The organism is Streptomyces sp. NPDC050121 (assembly GCF_044460385.1).
Classification (GTDB): Bacteria; Actinomycetota; Actinomycetes; order Streptomycetales; family Streptomycetaceae; genus Streptomyces; species Streptomyces soliscabiei.
Genome location: NZ_JBITJV010000005.1, coordinates 100,024 through 117,426, shown reverse-complemented (window position 1 = coordinate 117,426; position 17,403 = coordinate 100,024). Strand labels below are relative to the sequence as shown.

The 17,403-nt window shown below is 71.9% G+C and carries 17 protein-coding genes; 10 read left to right on the top strand and 7 right to left on the bottom strand.

Annotated features, from left to right (window positions below; translation table 11 throughout):
- Positions 1-7: 7 nt before the first annotated feature.
- Positions 8-526, bottom strand: a complete 519-nt coding sequence (locus ACIBTS_RS10120) for an Lrp/AsnC family transcriptional regulator (RefSeq protein ID WP_319676632.1) — start codon at positions 524-526, stop codon at positions 8-10.
- A gap of 178 nt (positions 527-704) precedes the next feature.
- Between ACIBTS_RS10120 and ACIBTS_RS10115 the strand changes: the two genes are divergently transcribed.
- Positions 705-2,144 carry a gamma-aminobutyraldehyde dehydrogenase gene (locus ACIBTS_RS10115; protein ID WP_399318131.1) on the top strand — a complete coding sequence of 480 codons (1,440 nt, stop codon included), beginning with the start codon at positions 705-707 and terminating at the stop codon, positions 2,142-2,144.
- Between the two features lie 186 nt (positions 2,145-2,330).
- Positions 2,331-3,143, top strand: coding sequence for a class I SAM-dependent methyltransferase (locus ACIBTS_RS10110; RefSeq protein WP_399318129.1), 813 nt, complete (start codon positions 2,331-2,333; stop codon positions 3,141-3,143).
- Positions 3,144-3,358: 215 nt separating this feature from the next.
- Here ACIBTS_RS10110 and ACIBTS_RS10105 read toward each other — a convergent pair whose 3' ends face one another.
- Positions 3,359-3,943, bottom strand: a complete 585-nt coding sequence (locus ACIBTS_RS10105; protein ID WP_399318127.1) for a hypothetical protein — start codon at positions 3,941-3,943, stop codon at positions 3,359-3,361.
- 205 nt (positions 3,944-4,148) lie between these two features.
- On the opposite strand from ACIBTS_RS10105, the gene ACIBTS_RS10100 reads away from it, so the two are divergent.
- From ACIBTS_RS10100 to ACIBTS_RS10085, 4 genes are read left to right on the top strand one after another with little or no spacing between them, the layout of a single operon-like run.
- Positions 4,149-4,502: a sortase-dependent protein gene (locus ACIBTS_RS10100; RefSeq protein ID WP_399318419.1), complete on the top strand. Its 354-nt coding sequence runs from the start codon at positions 4,149-4,151 to the stop codon at positions 4,500-4,502.
- Positions 4,499-5,164 carry a class F sortase gene (locus ACIBTS_RS10095; RefSeq protein WP_399318125.1) on the top strand — a complete coding sequence of 222 codons (666 nt, stop codon included), beginning with the start codon at positions 4,499-4,501 and terminating at the stop codon, positions 5,162-5,164. The genes ACIBTS_RS10100 and ACIBTS_RS10095 overlap by 4 nt, the downstream gene beginning before the upstream one ends.
- Entirely contained in the window at positions 5,161-5,658 is a 498-nt protein-coding gene (locus ACIBTS_RS10090; protein WP_399318124.1) for an RNA polymerase sigma factor, read from the top strand. Before ACIBTS_RS10095 ends, ACIBTS_RS10090 begins: the two co-directional genes overlap by 4 nt.
- On the top strand, positions 5,642-6,181 hold the full coding sequence (locus ACIBTS_RS10085; RefSeq protein WP_399318122.1) for a hypothetical protein: 540 nt from the start codon (positions 5,642-5,644) through the stop codon (positions 6,179-6,181). The genes ACIBTS_RS10090 and ACIBTS_RS10085 overlap by 17 nt, the downstream gene beginning before the upstream one ends.
- A 45-nt stretch (positions 6,182-6,226) precedes the next feature.
- Here ACIBTS_RS10085 and ACIBTS_RS10080 read toward each other — a convergent pair whose 3' ends face one another.
- Entirely contained in the window at positions 6,227-7,465 is a 1,239-nt protein-coding gene (locus ACIBTS_RS10080) for a serine hydrolase domain-containing protein (RefSeq protein ID WP_399318120.1), read from the bottom strand.
- 358 nt (positions 7,466-7,823) lie between these two features.
- Between ACIBTS_RS10080 and ACIBTS_RS10075 the strand changes: the two genes are divergently transcribed.
- The gene (locus ACIBTS_RS10075) at positions 7,824-9,527 is read left to right on the top strand and encodes an RNA polymerase sigma factor (protein ID WP_399318118.1); all 1,704 of its coding nucleotides are present in this window, start codon (positions 7,824-7,826) and stop codon (positions 9,525-9,527) included.
- 12 nt (positions 9,528-9,539) lie between these two features.
- Here ACIBTS_RS10075 and ACIBTS_RS10070 read toward each other — a convergent pair whose 3' ends face one another.
- On the bottom strand, positions 9,540-10,238 hold the full coding sequence (locus tag ACIBTS_RS10070) for a glycerophosphodiester phosphodiesterase (RefSeq protein WP_399318116.1): 699 nt from the start codon (positions 10,236-10,238) through the stop codon (positions 9,540-9,542).
- 15 nt (positions 10,239-10,253) lie between these two features.
- A complete protein-coding gene (locus tag ACIBTS_RS10065) occupies positions 10,254-11,537 on the bottom strand; it encodes an adenosine deaminase (protein ID WP_399318115.1) in 1,284 nt (427 codons plus the stop codon).
- Between the two features lie 83 nt (positions 11,538-11,620).
- Here ACIBTS_RS10065 and ACIBTS_RS10060 point away from each other — a divergent pair, with 83 nt between their 5' ends.
- Positions 11,621-12,421 (top strand): DUF4190 domain-containing protein, encoded by an 801-nt coding sequence (locus ACIBTS_RS10060; protein ID WP_399318113.1) that lies wholly within the window; start codon positions 11,621-11,623, stop codon positions 12,419-12,421.
- A gap of 356 nt (positions 12,422-12,777) precedes the next feature.
- Here ACIBTS_RS10060 and ACIBTS_RS10055 read toward each other — a convergent pair whose 3' ends face one another.
- Complete coding sequence (locus ACIBTS_RS10055) at positions 12,778-13,770, bottom strand: immunity 49 family protein (protein WP_399318111.1); 993 nt, start codon at positions 13,768-13,770, stop codon at positions 12,778-12,780.
- A 325-nt stretch (positions 13,771-14,095) separates the two neighbouring features.
- Positions 14,096-14,971: a LysR family transcriptional regulator gene (locus tag ACIBTS_RS10050; RefSeq protein WP_399318109.1), complete on the bottom strand. Its 876-nt coding sequence runs from the start codon at positions 14,969-14,971 to the stop codon at positions 14,096-14,098.
- A 122-nt stretch (positions 14,972-15,093) separates the two neighbouring features.
- Between ACIBTS_RS10050 and ACIBTS_RS10045 the strand changes: the two genes are divergently transcribed.
- Together ACIBTS_RS10045 and ACIBTS_RS10040 are read left to right on the top strand one after the other, a co-directional pair.
- Positions 15,094-16,092 carry an NADP-dependent oxidoreductase gene (locus ACIBTS_RS10045; protein WP_399318107.1) on the top strand — a complete coding sequence of 333 codons (999 nt, stop codon included), beginning with the start codon at positions 15,094-15,096 and terminating at the stop codon, positions 16,090-16,092.
- A 265-nt stretch (positions 16,093-16,357) separates the two neighbouring features.
- The gene (locus ACIBTS_RS10040) at positions 16,358-16,873 is read left to right on the top strand and encodes a hypothetical protein (protein WP_399318106.1); all 516 of its coding nucleotides are present in this window, start codon (positions 16,358-16,360) and stop codon (positions 16,871-16,873) included.
- Positions 16,874-17,403: the final 530 nt, after the last annotated feature.

The window sequence follows — 17,403 nt, the reverse complement described above, 5'->3', positions numbered from 1 at the left end:
CTCACGGTTATCGGGTTCCCCACATGTAGGTCTGCTTCTTCAGCTTCAGATAGACGAAGCTCTCGGTGGAGCGCACGCCGGGCAGGGCACGGATGCGTTTGTTGATGACGTCCAGCAGATGGTCGTCGTCCTCGCAGACGATCTCGGCGAGGATGTCGAACGAGCCCGCCGTCATCACCACGTACTCGACTTCCGGCATGTCGGTCAGCGCGTCCGCGATGGCCTCGACGTCGCCCTCGATGTTGATCCCGACCATCGCCTGCCGGCGGAACCCCACGGTGAGCGGGTCCGTGACGGCGACGATCTGCATCACGCCCTGGTCGAGCAGCTTCTGGACGCGCTGACGCACCGCCGCCTCGGAGAGGCCGACGGCCTTGCCGATCGCGGCGTACGGCCGGCGGCCGTCCTCCTGGAGCTGCTCGATGATGGCGAGGCTGACGGCATCGAGGTGAGGGGTGCTGCCGTTCCTGGACTCGCGGGAGTCCCTGTGCTCTGCGCTTCGACTGGCCACGGCCTCACTGTGCACGACGTCTCGACAGTTCCGCAAGGCCGATGCGATGAAATTCGTTGTTTACGTGAGCGAGATCTGCGGATTCCGCAGTCGACGCGGGGACGGGGGTGTTGAAAACGTGGGCGGGCGGATTAGGGTGGGTGTCTCAGTCCATGGACACCCCCAGCAGTCAGAAACCGACAGGAGGCCGGCAGTGAGCACCGAGCTGCGTCGTCTGCGCAACTACATCGACGGTGAGTTCCGGGACGCCGTCGACGGACGGACCACCGACGTGGTCAACCCCGCGACGGGCGAGGCGTACGCGACCGCGCCGCTGTCCGGCCAGGCGGACGTCGACGCCGCGATGGCGGCCGCGGCCCAGGCCTTCCCGGGCTGGCGCGACACCACCCCGTCCGAGCGTCAGAAGGCCCTACTGAAGATCGCGGACGCGTTCGAGGAGCGCGCCGAGGAACTCATCGCGGCCGAGGTGGAGAACACGGGCAAGCCGATCGGGCTCACGCGGTCCGAGGAGATCCCGCCGATGGTCGACCAGATCCGCTTCTTCGCGGGCGCGGCCCGGATGCTGGAGGGGCGCTCGGCCGGCGAGTACATGGACGGGATGACGTCGATCGTCCGCCGTGAGCCGGTCGGCGTCTGCGCGCAGGTCGCGCCGTGGAACTACCCGATGTTGATGGCCGTGTGGAAGTTCGCCCCGGCGATCGCCGCGGGCAACACGGTGGTGCTCAAGCCGTCGGACACGACGCCCGCCTCCACCGTCCTGATCGCCGACATCGTCGGCTCGATCCTGCCCAAGGGCGTCTTCAACGTCGTCACCGGCGACCGTGACACCGGCCGGCTGATGGTCGAGCACCCGACCCCGGCGATGGCCTCCATCACCGGCTCGGTCCGCGCCGGCATGTCCGTCGCCGAGTCCGCGGCCAAGGACGTCAAGCGCGTCCACCTGGAGCTGGGCGGCAAGGCGCCGGTCGTCGTCTTCGAGGACACCGACATCGCCAAGGCCGTCGAGGACATCTCCGTGGCGGGCTACTTCAACGCCGGCCAGGACTGTACGGCCGCCACCCGCGTCCTCGTCCAGGAGTCGATCCACGACGAGTTCGTCGCCGCGCTCGCCAAGGCCGCGGCGGAGACGAAGACCGGCCAGCCGGACGACGAGGACGTGCTCTACGGCCCGCTGAACAACCCCAACCAGCTCAAGCAGGTCACTGGCTTCATCGAGCGGTTGCCCGCCCACGCCAAGGTCGAGGCGGGCGGCCAGCGGGTCGGCGAGAAGGGCTACTTCTACGCCGCGACCGTCGTGTCCGGGCTGAAGCAGGACGACGAGATCATCCAGAACGAGGTCTTCGGACCCGTCATCACCGTCCAGTCCTTCACCGACGAGGACCAGGCGGTGGAGTGGGCCAACGGCGTCGAGTACGCCCTCGCCTCCTCCGTGTGGACCAAGGACCACGGCCGGGCGATGCGCATGTCCAAGAAGCTGGACTTCGGCTGCGTGTGGATCAACACCCACATCCCGCTGGTCGCCGAGATGCCCCACGGCGGCTTCAAGAAGTCCGGCTACGGCAAGGACCTGTCGGCCTACGGCTTCGACGACTACACACGCATCAAGCACGTGATGACGTCCCTGGACGTGTAGGAGGCGGGCCACCGCAGCGAGGGGTGTGCCGCGCGCACGCCCCTCGCCTTCCGACGCCCCCTTCTGGGCCGATCGGCTCAAGGGCGGCGCGCCTCGGCCGGGAGGGCGGGCGGCGGTGGACGATCGGTGGGGATGCGGCCTCGGGACCGCTGTCCCGCATCGTCCCACCGCACGAGAGGCCCGGCCATGAAACCGTCCGACGACGGACGCTACGGCGAGGCCGTCTTCGGTCCCGAACGGGTGGGCGAGGGCGAGCGCATCGATTTCGGCGCCCTCGCCTACGACGATTTCACCCTGGCGCGGCTGCGGGCCCTCGGGGCCGGCCCGGGGTGGCGCTGCCTCGACGTGGGCGCCGGTACCGGCACGGTCTCCCGCCGGCTGCTGGACGAGGCCGGGGTGGCGAGCGTGCTCGCCGTGGACCGCGACGTACGCTTCCTCACCGAGCGGGCCGTGCCCGGGCTCGACGTGCTGAAGGCCGACATCGCCGCCCCGCACTTCGCCCCCGGTCGATTCCGGCTCGTTCACGCGCGCTTCGTGCTGATGCACCTGCCCGAGCGCGACCGCCTGATCACACGACTCGCCGAACTCGTCGAGCCCGGCGGTGTCCTGGTGCTCAGCGACGCGGTCGACCTGACGTGCGACACGACGCCCGGCACGCCGTACACGTCGATGATGCGGGCGATGTGGCAGGGGCTGCGGGCCGCCATCGGCACTGACGTCTCCTGGGTGCCGTCGTACCCGCACCTGCTGCGCGAGGCGGGGCTCGCGTCCGTCGCCGCCGAGGTCCATGTGCCGCCGCTGCTGCCGGGCAGTCCCATCAGCCGCTTCTGGGCGGACACCTGGGAGCGGAGCAGAGCGGCGATGCTCGCCACCGGCCTGGTCGACGACCCGGCCGTCGACGAGGCGATCCGGTACCTCGGCTCCGACGAATGCGCCGCACTGTCGGCCGGCATGCTCACCGCCTGGGGAAGGAAACCCGAGGCGACCGCCCCGCGCTGACCCGCCCCGACCCTAGGGCCTGTCCGGCGGATCATGCCGCAGACGCGGGGGGTGGCACGCCCTCCCCTCACTCTCGGCTTCGCTCGAGCGGGGGGACCCCCATCGCGTCGACGCCCTCCTCCGCCTTGCATCTGGACGCACCACCCCCCGCTCACGTGCGCTGACAGGCGCGCCGCTGCTTTCCTCCGACTTGATCCGCCGGACAGGCCCTGGTCTCAGCTCAGCCACTCGAAGATGCCGTCCCAGAACGCGGAGTCGTCCACGAACAGGTCCTCGTCGATCATGCGCGCACGCAGCTCGGTGACGGCAGCCGCGCGTACGTCGTCGTCGGCCGCTTCGAGGGCGTCGCCCGATTCGGCGATCAACCCGAGGAGCACGGCCAGCCGGGGGAGGTCGTCGGCCGCCGGTCCCTTCCAACCGGCCCCGTGGTCCCACCCGTTGGGGTCGTAGTGGGTGATGCCGCCGTCCGCCGCGTCGAGCATCAGGTGCTGGTCGGACCAGGTGGCCACGGTGAAGCAGAAGTTCTTGGGCGGGGAGTCGTCATCGGGGTAGCGCTCCCCGTAGATCTCGTCGGCGTCAAAGGGCTCCCACCCGTCCTCGTCCCGCAAGTGCCTCGTGTCGATTCCCGCCACCCCGATGCGGACGGCGGGAAAGCCGACCCTGAGCAGGAACTCCCTCGATCCGGCATCGGTCAACTCGGCCGGCAGAGCGGCCTCGTCGGGTCGCCACAGCGAGCCCTTGCCCAGCCGTTCCTCCAGCCACACCGCGTCGGGTATCAGCGGAGTGTCGTCGTTCTTCACCGTGTGGCCCCCATGGGTTGCGCGTCTTTGGATCATTGCCGACCCCAGTCAATCGCAAGGCGGACGCGGCCGGATCGACGGCTTCCGTCCCGCAGATGATCAGGCGCATGGGCTTTGCCATCTCTTTGCAACCTGCTCCCGGGCTGCCTCGTCTCTCCGCTCGATCCGTCAACGGACCGATGAAAGAGAGCGATTCATGCGACTCATGCCCCGAACCGGCTTCGCCGCCCTGGCAGTTGCCGGCGCCGCCGTGCTGGCGGGCGCGGCCCCCGCGCTCGCCGACGGCACGCCGACCCCCGTCCCCAGCGCCGCCACCCCGGCGGCGAGCGAGGCCCCGGCCGACCCCTCCACCGCCCCGAGCGCCGCGCCCGCGGCCAGCACGGCCCCGAGCGCCGTGCCGAGCCAGGTGAGCGTCGTGCCCAGGGGAGCGGCCGACACCGGCGTCGCGGAGCCCTCCGAGAGCCACACCGGAGTGATCGGCGGCAGCGCGGCCGCGGCGCTCGCGACGGCCGGCGCGGCCTTCTACGTCGTACGGCGCCGGAGGGCGACCGGCGCATGAGGGCGCTCTCCAGGCGCGCCCCGGCCCTGACGGCCCTGGCGGTGCTGCTGCTCACGGGCTGCGCCGGCCACGCGGCCGACGACCACCCGGCCGCCTCCGCCGACCCGGTCGCCACGACCGCCGCACGTACCCCGGGCGCGTCCTCCACCCCCTCCGGCCGGGCGGCGCGTCCCCTCGCCCGCTCGGCGCCGATCGGGCTGCGGATTCCGGCCATCGGGGTCGACACCCGGGTCATGCGGCTGGGGCTGGCCGGCGACGGCAGCGTGCAGGTGCCTCCCGTCGAGAAACACGACCGGGCGGGGTGGTACGAGCACTCGCCGACACCCGGGCAGACCGGTCCGTCGGTGATCCTCGCCCATGTCACGGTCGGCCGGTACGGCGACGGAGTCTTCCGTCACCTCGACCGGCTGCACCGGGGCGACCGGATCGAGGCGCGCCTGGAGAACGGCACGACGGCCGCGTTCGCCGTCACCGATGTACGGACCGTCGACAAGGCGCGGTTCCCGACCGAGGAGGTCTACGGGAACGTGGACCGGCCCGAACTGCGTCTCATCACGTGCGGCGGGCCCCGTACCGGCGACGGATACCGCGACAACGTGATCGTCTTCGCCGCGCTGAGCACAGGTTCCGGTGCCGCGTCGAGTTCCGCGGGAGAACGTTGAAACGCTCACGCACGCGCGAGAGGGCGGCGTCCGAGCTGTTCTCCGCCCTCTACCCACGCCTCGCCGGCTGGTGCCGCCGTCTCGTCGACGACGACGAGACGGCGCACGAGATCGCCTCGGAGGCGTTCACCCGGCTCTGGGCCCGCTGGACGAGCGTGGCGGAGCCCCAGGGCTTCCTCTTCGTCACCGCCGCCAACCTGGTCCGCGACCACTGGCGCAAGCTCGAACGGGAGCGCAGGGCCGTGCGCCGGGCCACCGTCGAGGCCGCCGTCGCCCCGCCCGCCGAACCGGCCGACCCCTCGGTGCGGCTGCTCGTGCAGTCGCTGCCCGACCGGCTGCGCGTCCCGATCCTGCTGCACTACTACGCTGACATGCCGATCAGGGAGGTGTCCGTGCTGACCGGGCGCAAGGAAGGAACCGTCAAGGCAGACCTGCACGCGGCCCGCGAACTGCTCCGCGCCCACCTGAGGAGAAGCCTTGATCACACCCGCTGACGACTTCGACGACGGCCCGGACCTCGACCCCGACGACCCGCTCACCGTCATCCTGCGCCCCACCCCCGGCCACCTCGGCCCGCCGCCCGGCCGGTACGAGGAGATCCGTCGCGGCGCGGCCCGCCGCAGGGTGCTGCGCGCTGCGGCAGGCGTCGGCGCGACCTGCGCCGTTGCCGCGCTCGCCGTCCTGCTCCCGCTGCGCCTGACCGCGTCCGACGCGCCCGCCCGCCCGACGGTCCCGCTCGCCCCGCCCCCGATGAGCAGTTCCCCGACGATGCCCACGCCTTCACCCTCCGTGCCGTCGTCGTCCATGCCCTCGCCGCCCACGCCCTCGCCGTCCGTCGTGCCCGGCGCCGAGCGCCCTACGCAGGGGGCCGCCACCCCCGCCCCGGCCCCCGTGCCCTCGACTGCCCCCGACGGCACCGCTGTCCCGGAGACCGCCCGCACCCCCGTGGGCGAGCCGAGCCCGTCCGTGCAACAGGCGACCCCGTCCGACCCGAGCACGCCGTCACTCTCGCCGTGAAAGGTGCTCCGGCGGTGCTGGCGGCGGTGGCGGTCGTGACGTCGGCTACCTGAGTGCCGCCAGGGCGATGCGCTTGGCCACCGGGTTCATGTCCTCGCCCTTGGCGTCCGTGGAGTTGACCGAGTAGACGAGGGTCCGGCTCAGGTCCCGCGTCCCGGCGAGCACCGCGTTGTAGCCGTACCGGCCGCCCGACTTGAGCCAGTACACCTTCCCCTCCAGCTCGAAGCGCTGCAGGCCCGCACTGTAGGTGGCGCCCTTGATGCCCGCCGGGACCGTGAACATCTCCTCCAGCTGCGGCTCGGGCACGATCCGGCCCCGGAAGAGGGCGGTGAGCAGCCGCTCCAGATCGGCGGTCGTGGAGATCATGTCGCCGGCCGCGAACCGGTCCGCCTGGTTCCACTCGGTCACGTCCACGAACTCCGTCGTCCTGTCGGCCTTCTTCACTGCCTGGTAGCCGCGGTTGTGGGGGCCTAGGATGCGCGGGTCGGAGCCCGGGAAGTACGTGTCCCGCATCCCGGCCGGTGCCAGCACCAGCCGGGTGGCCTCGGAGGCGTACGAGCGTCCGGTCGCCTTCTCGATCAGCAGACCGAGGAACGTGTAGTTGATGTTGAGGTAGTGCTGCTTCTTCCCCGCGCAGAACTCCGGCTTCTTCGCTCCCGCCGAAGCGGCGACCTGCCGCGGGGGCAGCGTGTCGAAGCGGTGCGCGTACACCTCCTCGAAGGAGTCGCCGAGGCCCACGCCCTCCGGGATGCCGCTGGTGTGGTTGAGCAGCTGCCGTACGGTGATCGGCCGGAACTGCCTGCCGAGGAGCCCGGGCAGATAGCGCTGGATCGGCGTGTCGAGGTCGACCCGCCCCTCGGCCGCGAGACGGAGCACGGCCGCCGCCGTCACCACCTTCGTCGTCGAACCGGCCCGGAAGCGGGCCTCGGGGTCGGCCGCCGTGCCGCTCGCCAGATCGTGTACGCCCGCGCTGCCGCGCCAGACTCCGTCGATGCCGCCGACCCGGACGAGCGCGGCGGTCGCGTCGGCGTCCGGGAGCCCGGTGAGCGCGGCGGTGAGGGCCTGGGTGTCGAGGCCGGCCGTGTGCTGTGCGGCCGCTGTCGCGTCAGCGGCGGCGGGCGTGGCGAAGGCCGGGGCGGCGGGCGTGGCGAAGGCCGGGGCGGCGGGCGTGGCGAAGGCCGGGGCGGCGGGCGTGGCGAAGGCCGGGGCGGCCAGCGGGCCGGCCGCCGTGAGGGCGAGGACGAGGGAGGCGGCCAGGACGGTGGTACGGCGGCGAAGAAGCATGCTCAGGACTCCTGGGAAACCGGCGAGGGCGAGGGCGAGGGCGAGGGCGAGGGCGAGGGCGAGGGCGAAGAGGGGCGAGGGGCAAGGGGCGTAGGGGACGAGGGGGCGAGGGAAGCGGATGAGGGGGTCGGAGGATTCGTGATGATCGTCCGACGGGGCGGGGTCGTTCCGGATCGTCGGCGGGGAGGGGGCCGGTCCCTGAAGGAACCCCGAGCAAGTCCCGTGCAGGATGGGGGAGTTGTGCGGGGCTTCCGCTACGGGTGCGGAAAAAGTGTTATCCCGGGCCCGTTCCGCTCGTCCCCACGGGTGTGATCTCCGACATTGCCAACAGCGGGGGCCCGGCTGAGAGGGTGCGGGCATGAGGACGTACGCCGACGCCGAGGCCGCGCACTGGCGGGCCACCATCGCCGACGCGCAGGCCGGAGACCGGCAGGCGCTGGACGAACTGGTCGCGGGCTGGCTGCCGCTGGTCTACAACATCGTCGGCCGCGCCCTGAACGGCCACGCCGACGTCGACGACGTCGTCCAGGAGACCATGCTGCGCGCCGTCGGCAACCTCGGCTCGCTGCGCGACCCCGACAGCTTCCGCTCCTGGCTGGTCGCGATCGTCATGCGGCAGATACGGGACCGCGCGCGCCGCAGGACGACGCAGCGCCTCGATGAGAGCGTGCCACAGGACGAGGCCGCCGACTTCGCCGAACTCACCGTTCTCCGGCTCCAGTTGGAGGGCCAGCGCCGCGAGGTCGCGGAGGCGGTGCGCTGGCTGGACGACGAGGACCGGCAACTGCTGTCCCTGTGGTGGCTCGAGGTCGCCGGCGAACTCACCCGCCGCGAACTGGCCGCCGCCGTGGGCATCAGCCGCCAGCACGCCGCGGTGCGCGTGCAGCGGGTGAAGGAGCGCCTGGAGGTCTCGCGGGGTATCGTGCGCGCCCTCGACGGCGCCTGCCCCGACCTGCGCGAGGTGACCGCCCGCTGGAACGGCCGCCCGGACTCCGTATGGCGCAAGCGGCTGGCCCGGCACATTCGCGGCTGCGGCTACTGCGGCGACACCAGCGAGCCCGTCGTCCCGGCGGAACGGCTGCTCGTCGGGATCGCACTGGTGCCGATCCCGGCCGGCTTCACGCTCTCCCTGGCCCTCGGCGGCAAGACGGCCGCGGCGGCCACCGGCACGGCCTCCGTCGGCTGGTCCGCGAAGGTGCTGACCGCGCTGACCAAGCCGGCCGTCGCGGTCACCGCCGGCGCGACCCTCGCCGCGGGCGGCGCCTACGTCGTCGTACAGACCCCCGACGACCCGCCCCGGCGCGCGGCGGTCGTCCCCACGGCGGCGAGCACACCCGCCCCCGCGCCGCCCGCCGCTTCCCCCACCCCTTCCCCTTCCCCGTCCGTCTCGCCGTCGCCGTCCCCCTCGCCGTCGGTGACGCAGGAGAAGACCGCGCTCTACGGCAGTGTCGTCGACGCCGTCGACGGCGCGCCCGCCCCCAACACCCCGCCCGCCGCCCTGCCGCAGCGGCCCGCGTCCGGCCTCACCAGCAGCGGCGGGGCGCACGCGACCATGACCCACCGCGGGGACGGCGTGACGCTCAGCGGGCAGGGCTATGTCCTCGTGCGCTGGCAGATAATGCCCCAGTACCGCCCCGGCAGTCTGGTCATGCCGAGTTGGACCGGCCTCAGGGGCAAGCTCTTCCACGTGGCCTCGGGCGGCGGCCGCCGCATGGACGACCCCGTCAGCGACACGGACAGCACGGACACCGGCATGGGCAACAAGACCACCGGGTACACCGTGCTGCCGGCCGGCGCCCAGCAGATGTGGCAGAACGAGTACTTCTACCTCACCGGCAGCGTCACCCTCACCGTGAACGAGCGGGGCGCCGACTACAACCTCAACGTCTTCCCGACGACGTGGGACGCCGTGGAGAAGGACGTCAGGACCGGCCCCGCCCAGGGCGCCCGGCGCTACGGCCTGGTCCGCGACACCGGCGGGGACGACACGCCCGTCCCGCAGTACGTCACCCGCGAGACCCCGGCCGACCCGGCGACCGTGGCACAGCGCTCACGCGTCTAGCCAGGACCCGTCCTAGCGGTCCGGGTCGCCCTGCTCGCGCAGCGCGGTCAGGACGTCGATGCGGTTGGTGGTGATGGAGTCGACGCCCAGGTCGATGAGCCGGCGCAGCGAACGACGGGTGTCGGGGGTCCAGACGGAGAGCAGATAGCCGTCGTGGTGGACGCGCGCGGCCAGCTCCCGGTCGACCAGGGAGAAGCGGTAGTTGAGCCAGCGCGGCTTGACCGCGGTGAGCAGGGCCGGGCGCGGGGGCGCCAGGCTGGTGTGGGTCAGGGCGATCTCGGCGGACGGGTCGGCAGCGCGCACGGCGAGCATGGCGGTGGCGTCGGCGCAGTAGTACGCGCGGTCGGCCGCCCCCGCCTCCCGTACGGCGTCCACGATCCGGCGGGCGGTCCGCACCTCCCGGGTGCCCGGCAGGTCCAGCATCACGCGGCTGCCGTCGGTCGCCGCGAGCGCCTCCGCGAGCGTCGGCACCGCGCCCGCCGTCAGCCCGCGCACCTCGGCCGCCGACAGCGACCGCAGCGGCCGGTCCAGCTCCCACAGCCGCTTCAGCGTCTCGTCGTGCAGCAGCACGGGTACGCCGTCCCGGGTGAGGCGGACGTCGAACTCGACGGCGTCCGCGCCCTGGTCGAGCGCGGAACGCAGCGAGTCGAGCGTGTTCTCACGGAAGCGGTACGGGTCGCCGCGATGGGCCACGGCAGTGAGCGTCTGCATGGGCCCATTGTGACGTCAGGGGGCGAGCCATTCCGCCGTGTAGGCGTCGATCTCGTTCCTGAGCCGCCCCTTCCCGGCCTCGTCCAGGAAGGACGCCTCGACGGCGTTCGCGGCGAGGTCGGCGAGAGCGCGCTCGTCGAGGTCGAGGAGACGGGCGGCGACCGCGTACTCGTTGTTCAGGTCGGTGCCGAACATCGGGGGATCGTCGGAGTTGATCGTGACGAGGACGCCGGCCTTCACGAACTCCTTGATCGGGTGCTCGTCGAGGGTGCGGACCGCGCGGGTGGCGATGTTCGAGGTGGGGCACACCTCCAGGGCGATGCGGTGCTCGGCGAGATGCGCGAGCAGCTTTCCGTCCCGCGCGGAACTGGTGCCGTGGCCGATGCGCTCGGCGCGCAGGTGGGTCAGCGCGTCCCACACCGTCTCGGGGCCGGTGGTCTCGCCGGCGTGCGGCACCGAGCGCAGGCCGGCGGCGATCGCCCGGTCGAAGTACGGCTTGAACTGCGGGCGCGGCACGCCGACCTCGGGGCCGCCCAGCCCGAAGGAGACCAGCCCCTCCGGGCGGATCCGGTCGTCGGTGGCCAGCCGCGTCGTCTCCTCGGCCGACTCCAGTCCCGCCTCGCCGGGGATGTCGAAGCACCAGCGCAGCACGGTCCCGAACTCCGCCTCGGCCGCCTTGCGGGCGTCCTCGATCGCGTCCATGAAGGCCCGTTCGTCGATGCCGCGCCGGGTCGAGGAGAACGGGGTGATGGTCAGCTCGGCGTACCGAACCTGCTGGCGGGCCAGGTCCCGGGCGACCTCGTACGTCAGCAGCCTGACGTCCTCCGGGGTGCGGATGAGGTCGACGACCGACAGGTACACCTCGATGAAGTGGGCGAAGTCCGTGAACGTGAAGTAGTCAACCAGGGCCTCGGGGTCGGTGGGCACCTTGGAGTCGGGGTGCCGGGCGGCCAGTTCGGAGACGATGCGAGGGGAGGCGGAGCCGACGTGGTGGACGTGCAGTTCGGCCTTGGGCAGCCCGGCGATGAAGGCGTGCAGGTCGCGGGCGCCTGCCACGGTGGGCGCGGTGGGAGCGGCGGGCACACCGGAGACGGGGGAGCCGGGGGAGCCGGAGAGGGGGGAGCCGGGGGTTGCGGCGGCGTCGAAACGGTCGGTCATGGGGTCCTCCCCAGGGACGGCGTCCCGGGCCGAGCGGGCCTGACGGGACGCGGGTGATCGGCTGATCGATGAGTCGGGATCATCGTAGGCGGCGCTCTCCCGTGCCCGTCGCCCACATCCCCGAGCTGTGGGCCGTAGCATGACGGAGCGTACGCGGGACGGAACGGTGTTCGGATGACGGAACGCGCACGCTTGGCAGAGGGTGACAAGAGGGGGATCCACGCATGTCCGACGACGCGCCGACTCCGGCCGGTGACGCCGAGGCAGCCGGTCCGCAGGACGCGGTTCCCAGGGTGTCGTTGGGCAAGGGCACGACGGCCTCGGGCACGACGGATTCGGGCTCCGCGGGCAGCGCTGTCGGCGCTACCGGTGGCTCTCCGGTCGCGCCGAACCCCTGGGCCGCCCCGGGCGACGGCGCGCAGAGCGGCCCCGGCCACACCGTCGCCGCGAACGAACCCCTGGCTCCCACCCCCTTCCCGCCGTTCGTCCACGACCGGCGGACGGTCAGCCCGCTGCCCTCGGACGGCGCCTTCGGCGGCCCGCAGGCGAACGGTCCGCTCGGGTCGTTCCCGCCGCCCGACCCGGCGACCGCCGTCGGCGGTCCGCCGCCCAACCCCTTCGCGCCTCCCGCGCAGGGCGGTGTGGTCCCCCCGCCGCCGATCGCACCCGACGGGCCAGGACAGATCCCGTACGGCTATCCCGGCGGCTACGGCTACCCCTCCCACCCCCACTACGGGGGCGGCGCTCCCGGTCTCTACGGCTGGGCCGGGCACGGGGCCGGGGAGAGCAACGGCATGGGCGTCGCCGGGCTCGTGCTCGGGATCATCTCGGCCGTCGTCTTCTGCCTGTGGCCGGTGGCGATCGTCCTCGGCATCCTGGGCGTCGTCTTCGGCGCGGTCGGCCGCGGCAAGGCCAAACGCGGCGAGGCCTCCAACCCCGGCCAGGCGCTGGCCGGCATCATCTGCGGAGCCGCGGGCATCGTCCTGGCCATCGGCCTGGGCGTCCTGGTGATCGTGGCCCCCTGAGGCGGGAGCCCTACTGATCACCTGGGCCGCCATCGCCCTCATGAGCAGGCGCATCGCCCGTAAGGGCGCCACCCCAGCCGGCCAGGGAAACCAGCGTCGGCCGACACCTGACGGCACCGCTCGGCAACCTCCGACGCCTCGCCCGTGACAGGAGGGTTCCAGGATCGCAGGGGAAGTTGAGGTGTCCCGGTCAGTCGTGCCCAGGTGCGTCCGCGTGCCTTGCGGGCTCGGGCAGTGGTTCGGTCTTCCGTCCTCGGCTATCGCACAGGCGTACGCGCTGCCTCGGTGGGGACGAGTCCGTCTCCACGACGATGTCCTGGATGTCGGGCCAGACCCACTTCCGCACTCCGGGTGGCCTACTTGGCGGCCCAGCGGCCCAAATTGTTCCGGTTCCTCTCCGCCGCCAGGCGCGGCGCGTCCGGCGATCCCAGCAGACCGTACGGCAGATACCCGGACCGGACACCGAGTTCCCACCCATGGACCTGGACGGCGAGGCAGGCCAGGGCGAGGGTGCCGAGGGGGAGGAGGGACCGGGGCGCGGGATCACCGGCATCGGCCTCGACGCTCTCCCGGTACGCGACCAGCCGGGCGACGAGGGCGTCCTCGAAGGTGTGCTGGTCGTCGTCGAGGAGCACCCGGAGCAGCCGCTGGTCCGCGCTCAGCGCGTCGCCGACCTCGTCGAGCCGCCGGGCGGCCTCCGCGCGCTCCCCGGCGTCCGGCTTGCGCAGCGGAACCGTGGGCCAGTCGCGGGGCAGATGCCCGGCCGCCTCGGTGAGATAGGGGCACAGGGCGTCCATGGCGGCGAGGTCGGCGGGGTCGGAGACGGAGGTGTACCGGTTGTAGGGCACGCCGTCACGGATGGCGGGCGCGTAGTCGCCGCGCAGCAGCAGCCCGGTGACCCGCTCCCAGTCCCACACATGCCCGCTGACGACACACATCTCGAACATGTCGAGCCAGGTCCGCGCGGTGGGCGCCTCCTTGACGACGTCCCGGAAAGTGATGGGCCCGTCCCCGAACTCGTCGTCGTCCGGGTCCGTGCTGATCCGCTCCCCGACGAGGGGGAACCGGAGTTCCTGGTCGCCGCTCGGGAAGCACATGATGCTCAGCACTGCGTGCACACACTCCGCGGCGGTGACGGCGACCGTGCCGGCCGCAGCGTCGAGCCCCGGCTCCGTCACCGTTCGCGCGGCGACGTGGTCGAGCAGTTCGTCCGCCATGGCCCGGATCAGCGTCGGCGAGATGCTGCCGTACCGCAGCGAGTGCCACCGCGTGTAGGCCCGGCCTTCTATGTCGTCGAGCGCCTCGGCCAACCGCTGCTCGCCGACCTGATGGCATGTCACATTCCGCACGTACCCCGCCCCTTCATGAACTCCCCGACTGGACGAAGCACGTTATCAACGGGCACTGACAGCACTACTGAAACCTCGGCGATCCCAAGCTGCTCGACGGCTACAGCCTCAGTGGGAAATTTCTGAGGTCGGCTGCTGTTGAGCTGCCTCTCTTGGGCCGGGAAGCCGGCTCCACGGACAGCTCCACCGGGGAGGTCCCCGGCGTCCTGTACAAGGTGCGCGGTGTATCCGGGTGGGCTTCAGCCGGGGGTGCCAGTTGCACTCCTCGGGCTGGACGACGCCCTGGTGGACCTGCCACCCATGGTCATCGCCGACCTGGTCCCGGTCAGGCTGCCGGGGCGGTCAGGACGGCCTGGGCGGCCAGGCGGAGATTCCTGATCATCGGATTCGGGTCGCCCTTGCGACTGACCAGGACGACCTGGCTGGGGGGAGCGCCCTCGATCGGGACGGTGACCAGGTCGGGACGCAGTGAGCTGCGCCGATCGCCGACCGGTAGCACGGCGATCGCCCTGCCACTCGCGACGAGTTCGAGCTTGTCCTCGTAGTTCTCCACCGGCGGCACGCCGGCCCCGAGGATCCGGTAGGAAGTCCAGTCCGCGGTCGCGAACGCGCACGGCGCCGCCTCTTCGCCGGCCAACTCCTCCGCGGTCACCGACGCGCGGTCGGCCAAGGGATGGCCGCGCGGGACCACGAGCATCCGGGGCTCCTCGTACAGCGGGGTGGTGAACACGTCGTCGGCGGCGAGCGGCAGCGGGGTCCGCGCGATCAGGGCGTCGACGCGCTTGTCGGACAGCGCCCCGACGTCGCGGCAGCTCAGATGCCGGGTGCTGATCTCCGCGTCAGGGTAGTGGCGGCGCAGTTCCCGTACGGCGGCAGTGACCACCAGGTCTTCGACGTAGCCGATGGCGATCCGTTCGGTCTGGGCTTGTTCACGCACGGCCAGCTCGGCCTGCCGGGCGGCCTGCAGCAGGGCATGGGCCCGGGGGAGGAACGTCCGGCCGGCCGGAGTGAGCCGGGTGCCCTGGAAGGTGCGGTCCAGCAGTCGTGTGCCGAGATATTTCTCAAGCCGTTGGATCTGGCGGCTCAGCGCCGGCTGGGCCACGTGCAGTTCGGCGGCGGCCCGGCCGAAGTGCTGGTGCGCCGCCACCACGGTGAAGTAGCGCACCAGCCGCAGTTCCAGGTCCTGCCCGAGATCGTTCACCCGTGCAGCGTATGTGTCATGCCGTTTCGGAATGGCCAGGTTGCCGAACCGGTCTTGGACGGCCATGCCGTCCCGGGCCTTGACTGAAGGAGCAACGTTTCCCCGAGAAAGCGACAGGCGCGATGAAGGCGATCCAGTTCCACGAAGCGGGCGGGCCGGAGGTTCTGCGGTACGACGAGGTTCCGGTTCCCGAGATCGGCCCGGGCGAGGTGCTCGTCCGGGTGCACGCGGCGGGCATCAACCCGCCGGACTGGTACCTGCGTGAGGGGATGAAGGTCATGCCGGCCGAGATGAGGCCGGCGCTGGAGTTCCCGCTGATCCCCGGAACGGACATGTCGGGCGTGGTCCAGGCGGTCGCTCCGGACGTACTGGGGTTCGCCGTCGGTGACGAGGTCTTCGGCATGCTGCGGTTCCCTGGATTCGACGGCCGGACATACGCCGAGTACGTGGCCGCCCCGGCTTCTGACCTGGCACTCAAGCCGGCCGGTATCGACCACGTGCAGGCGGCCGGTGCGCCGATGGCCGTGCTGACGGCCTGGCAGTACCTGGTTGATCTCGGCCACGACGTGCCGTCTCCTTTCACCGGCCAGGTCCACCGGCCGGTGCCGATCACGCCGGGGACGACCGTGCTGGTGAACGGGGCGGCCGGTGGAGTGGGCCACTTCGCGGTGCAGCTGGCCAAATGGAAGGGGGCACACGTCATCGCGGTGGCCTCGGGCCGGCACCAGCGGTTCCTGCGCAAGCTCGGCGCCGATGAGTTCATCGACTACACCACGACGCGGGCCGCGGACGTGGTCAGGGGCGTCGACCTGGTGATCGACACCGTCGGTGGGCCGGCCGGCTCACGCTTCCTGAGCGTGCTCAAGCGCGGCGGCACCATGCTTCCGGTGTTCTTCGCCCGGTACGACCCGGAAGATACGGCGCGTCTGGGCATCACCGTCTCCAACATTCAGGTGCGTTCCAACGGCCCCCAGCTCGCCGAGATCGGGCGCCTGTTCGACGAGGGCAAGCTCCAGATCGGGGTGGACAGCACCTACCCGCTGCCCGAGGCGGCCGGCGCACACACGCGAGCCGCGCGGGGCCACATCCAAGGCAAGATCGTGCTGACAGTGGTCTCGTGATCGCCGAACTCCAGCAGACGGTGGCGCACTACGCCGACCGGAAGGGTGCGGCACCACCTGAGCAATGTGGGACGGCACCGTCATGGCAATGGATTCCGGGCCGCCCGACGGGCGCTCAGCACTCCTTGTGCGCGTCTGGTTGTGCAGCCAACGTGGACAGCCCGATCGGCATGGAACCGGGGACGGCCCCGAGCGCCTCGCGATACTGTTTTTGCACGCATTGCGAGACGGGGGCGGCGTGTCGGCAGAAGCTATAGGTTCGTTGGTGGCGGCACTGGCATTCTGTGTGAACGGGTGGTCGATGCTGTACCTGGCCAGACAGACGAAGGCGGCCGGGCAGCAGACGCGCGTGGCCGTTGAGCAGGCCAAGGTGAGCAACGTCGTGGCGGCCGTGTCGGCGAACGACACGGTACTGCGGTCCCTGCGCGAGGTGCATACCCTCATGCTTGGGCGGGAGGGCGTGCGGGACTACTTCTACGGCGGTAAGCCGCTCCCCGATTCGGGCCGCGAGCGTGAGGCAGTCATCACCCTTGCGGAGCTCCTCGCCGATGTGATGAGCAGTGGCGTGCATGTACACGAGCGCGTCCCTGAGAGCGGCAGCGCCGGCCCGTGGGCGGACTACTGCCGCCATACCGTTGAGAACAGCCCGGTCCTGCGCCACCTGCTGCGAGCACATCCCACTTGGTGGCCGTACCTGCTGTCGGTACTGCCCGACCACCTTCTGCAAGCTGACGGTCCGGCCCGCGTGCCCGCCCCCGGCGGAGGCCAGGGAGTCGCTTGAGCGTCAACTAGACGCAGGATCAGGCAGGCCCGGGCTGGCACCCGGGAGGCCCGGCCAGGCACCCGGGAGGCCCGGCCAGGTACTCGGGAGGCCCGGCCAGGTACTCGGGAGGCCCGGGCAGGTCCCAGCCGGGGCCGTCCGTTTTCCGGCCCGGGCACAGGCCCCGGCACGCCCGGCACAGGCCCCCGGCAGGGGCCGGCACAGGCCCCGGCAGGACTAGGCACAGGCCCCGGCAGGACTAGGCACAGGCTCCGGCCTGACCTGCCATGCCTCGGTTGGACCGAGCTGGACCGGGCTGAGTCCGGCTGGCCCGCGCAGTCTCGGGAGGCCCGGGCAGGCACCCGGGAGGCCCGGGCAGGTCCCAGCCGGACCGTCCGGTTTCTGACCGGGGCGCAGGCCCCGGCAGGCTCGGTACAGGTCCGGCTGGTCCTGCCAGGCCTCGGTTGGACCGGGTTGGACCGGGCGCAGGCCTCGGCTGGACGGCCAGGCGCCCGAGAGGTCCGGGTAGGTGCCGGCTGGTCCCGGGCGGA

Excerpts from the sequence above, each read along its gene's own strand:
- ACIBTS_RS10110 (WP_399318129.1), top strand. The coding sequence starts at position 2,331 with ATGAAACCGTCCGACGACGGACGCTACGGCGAGGCCGTCTTCGGTCCC.
- ACIBTS_RS10100 (WP_399318419.1), top strand. The coding sequence starts at position 4,149 with ATGCCCCGAACCGGCTTCGCCGCCCTGGCAGTTGCCGGCGCCGCCGTG.
- ACIBTS_RS10095 (WP_399318125.1), top strand. The coding sequence starts at position 4,499 with ATGAGGGCGCTCTCCAGGCGCGCCCCGGCCCTGACGGCCCTGGCGGTG.
- ACIBTS_RS10080 (WP_399318120.1), bottom strand. The coding sequence starts at position 7,465 with ATGCTTCTTCGCCGCCGTACCACCGTCCTGGCCGCCTCCCTCGTCCTC.
- ACIBTS_RS10075 (WP_399318118.1), top strand. The coding sequence starts at position 7,824 with ATGAGGACGTACGCCGACGCCGAGGCCGCGCACTGGCGGGCCACCATC.
- ACIBTS_RS10070 (WP_399318116.1), bottom strand. The coding sequence starts at position 10,238 with ATGCAGACGCTCACTGCCGTGGCCCATCGCGGCGACCCGTACCGCTTC.
- ACIBTS_RS10065 (WP_399318115.1), bottom strand. The coding sequence starts at position 11,537 with ATGCTACGGCCCACAGCTCGGGGATGTGGGCGACGGGCACGGGAGAGC.
- ACIBTS_RS10060 (WP_399318113.1), top strand. The coding sequence starts at position 11,621 with ATGTCCGACGACGCGCCGACTCCGGCCGGTGACGCCGAGGCAGCCGGT.
- ACIBTS_RS10045 (WP_399318107.1), top strand. The coding sequence starts at position 15,094 with ATGAAGGCGATCCAGTTCCACGAAGCGGGCGGGCCGGAGGTTCTGCGG.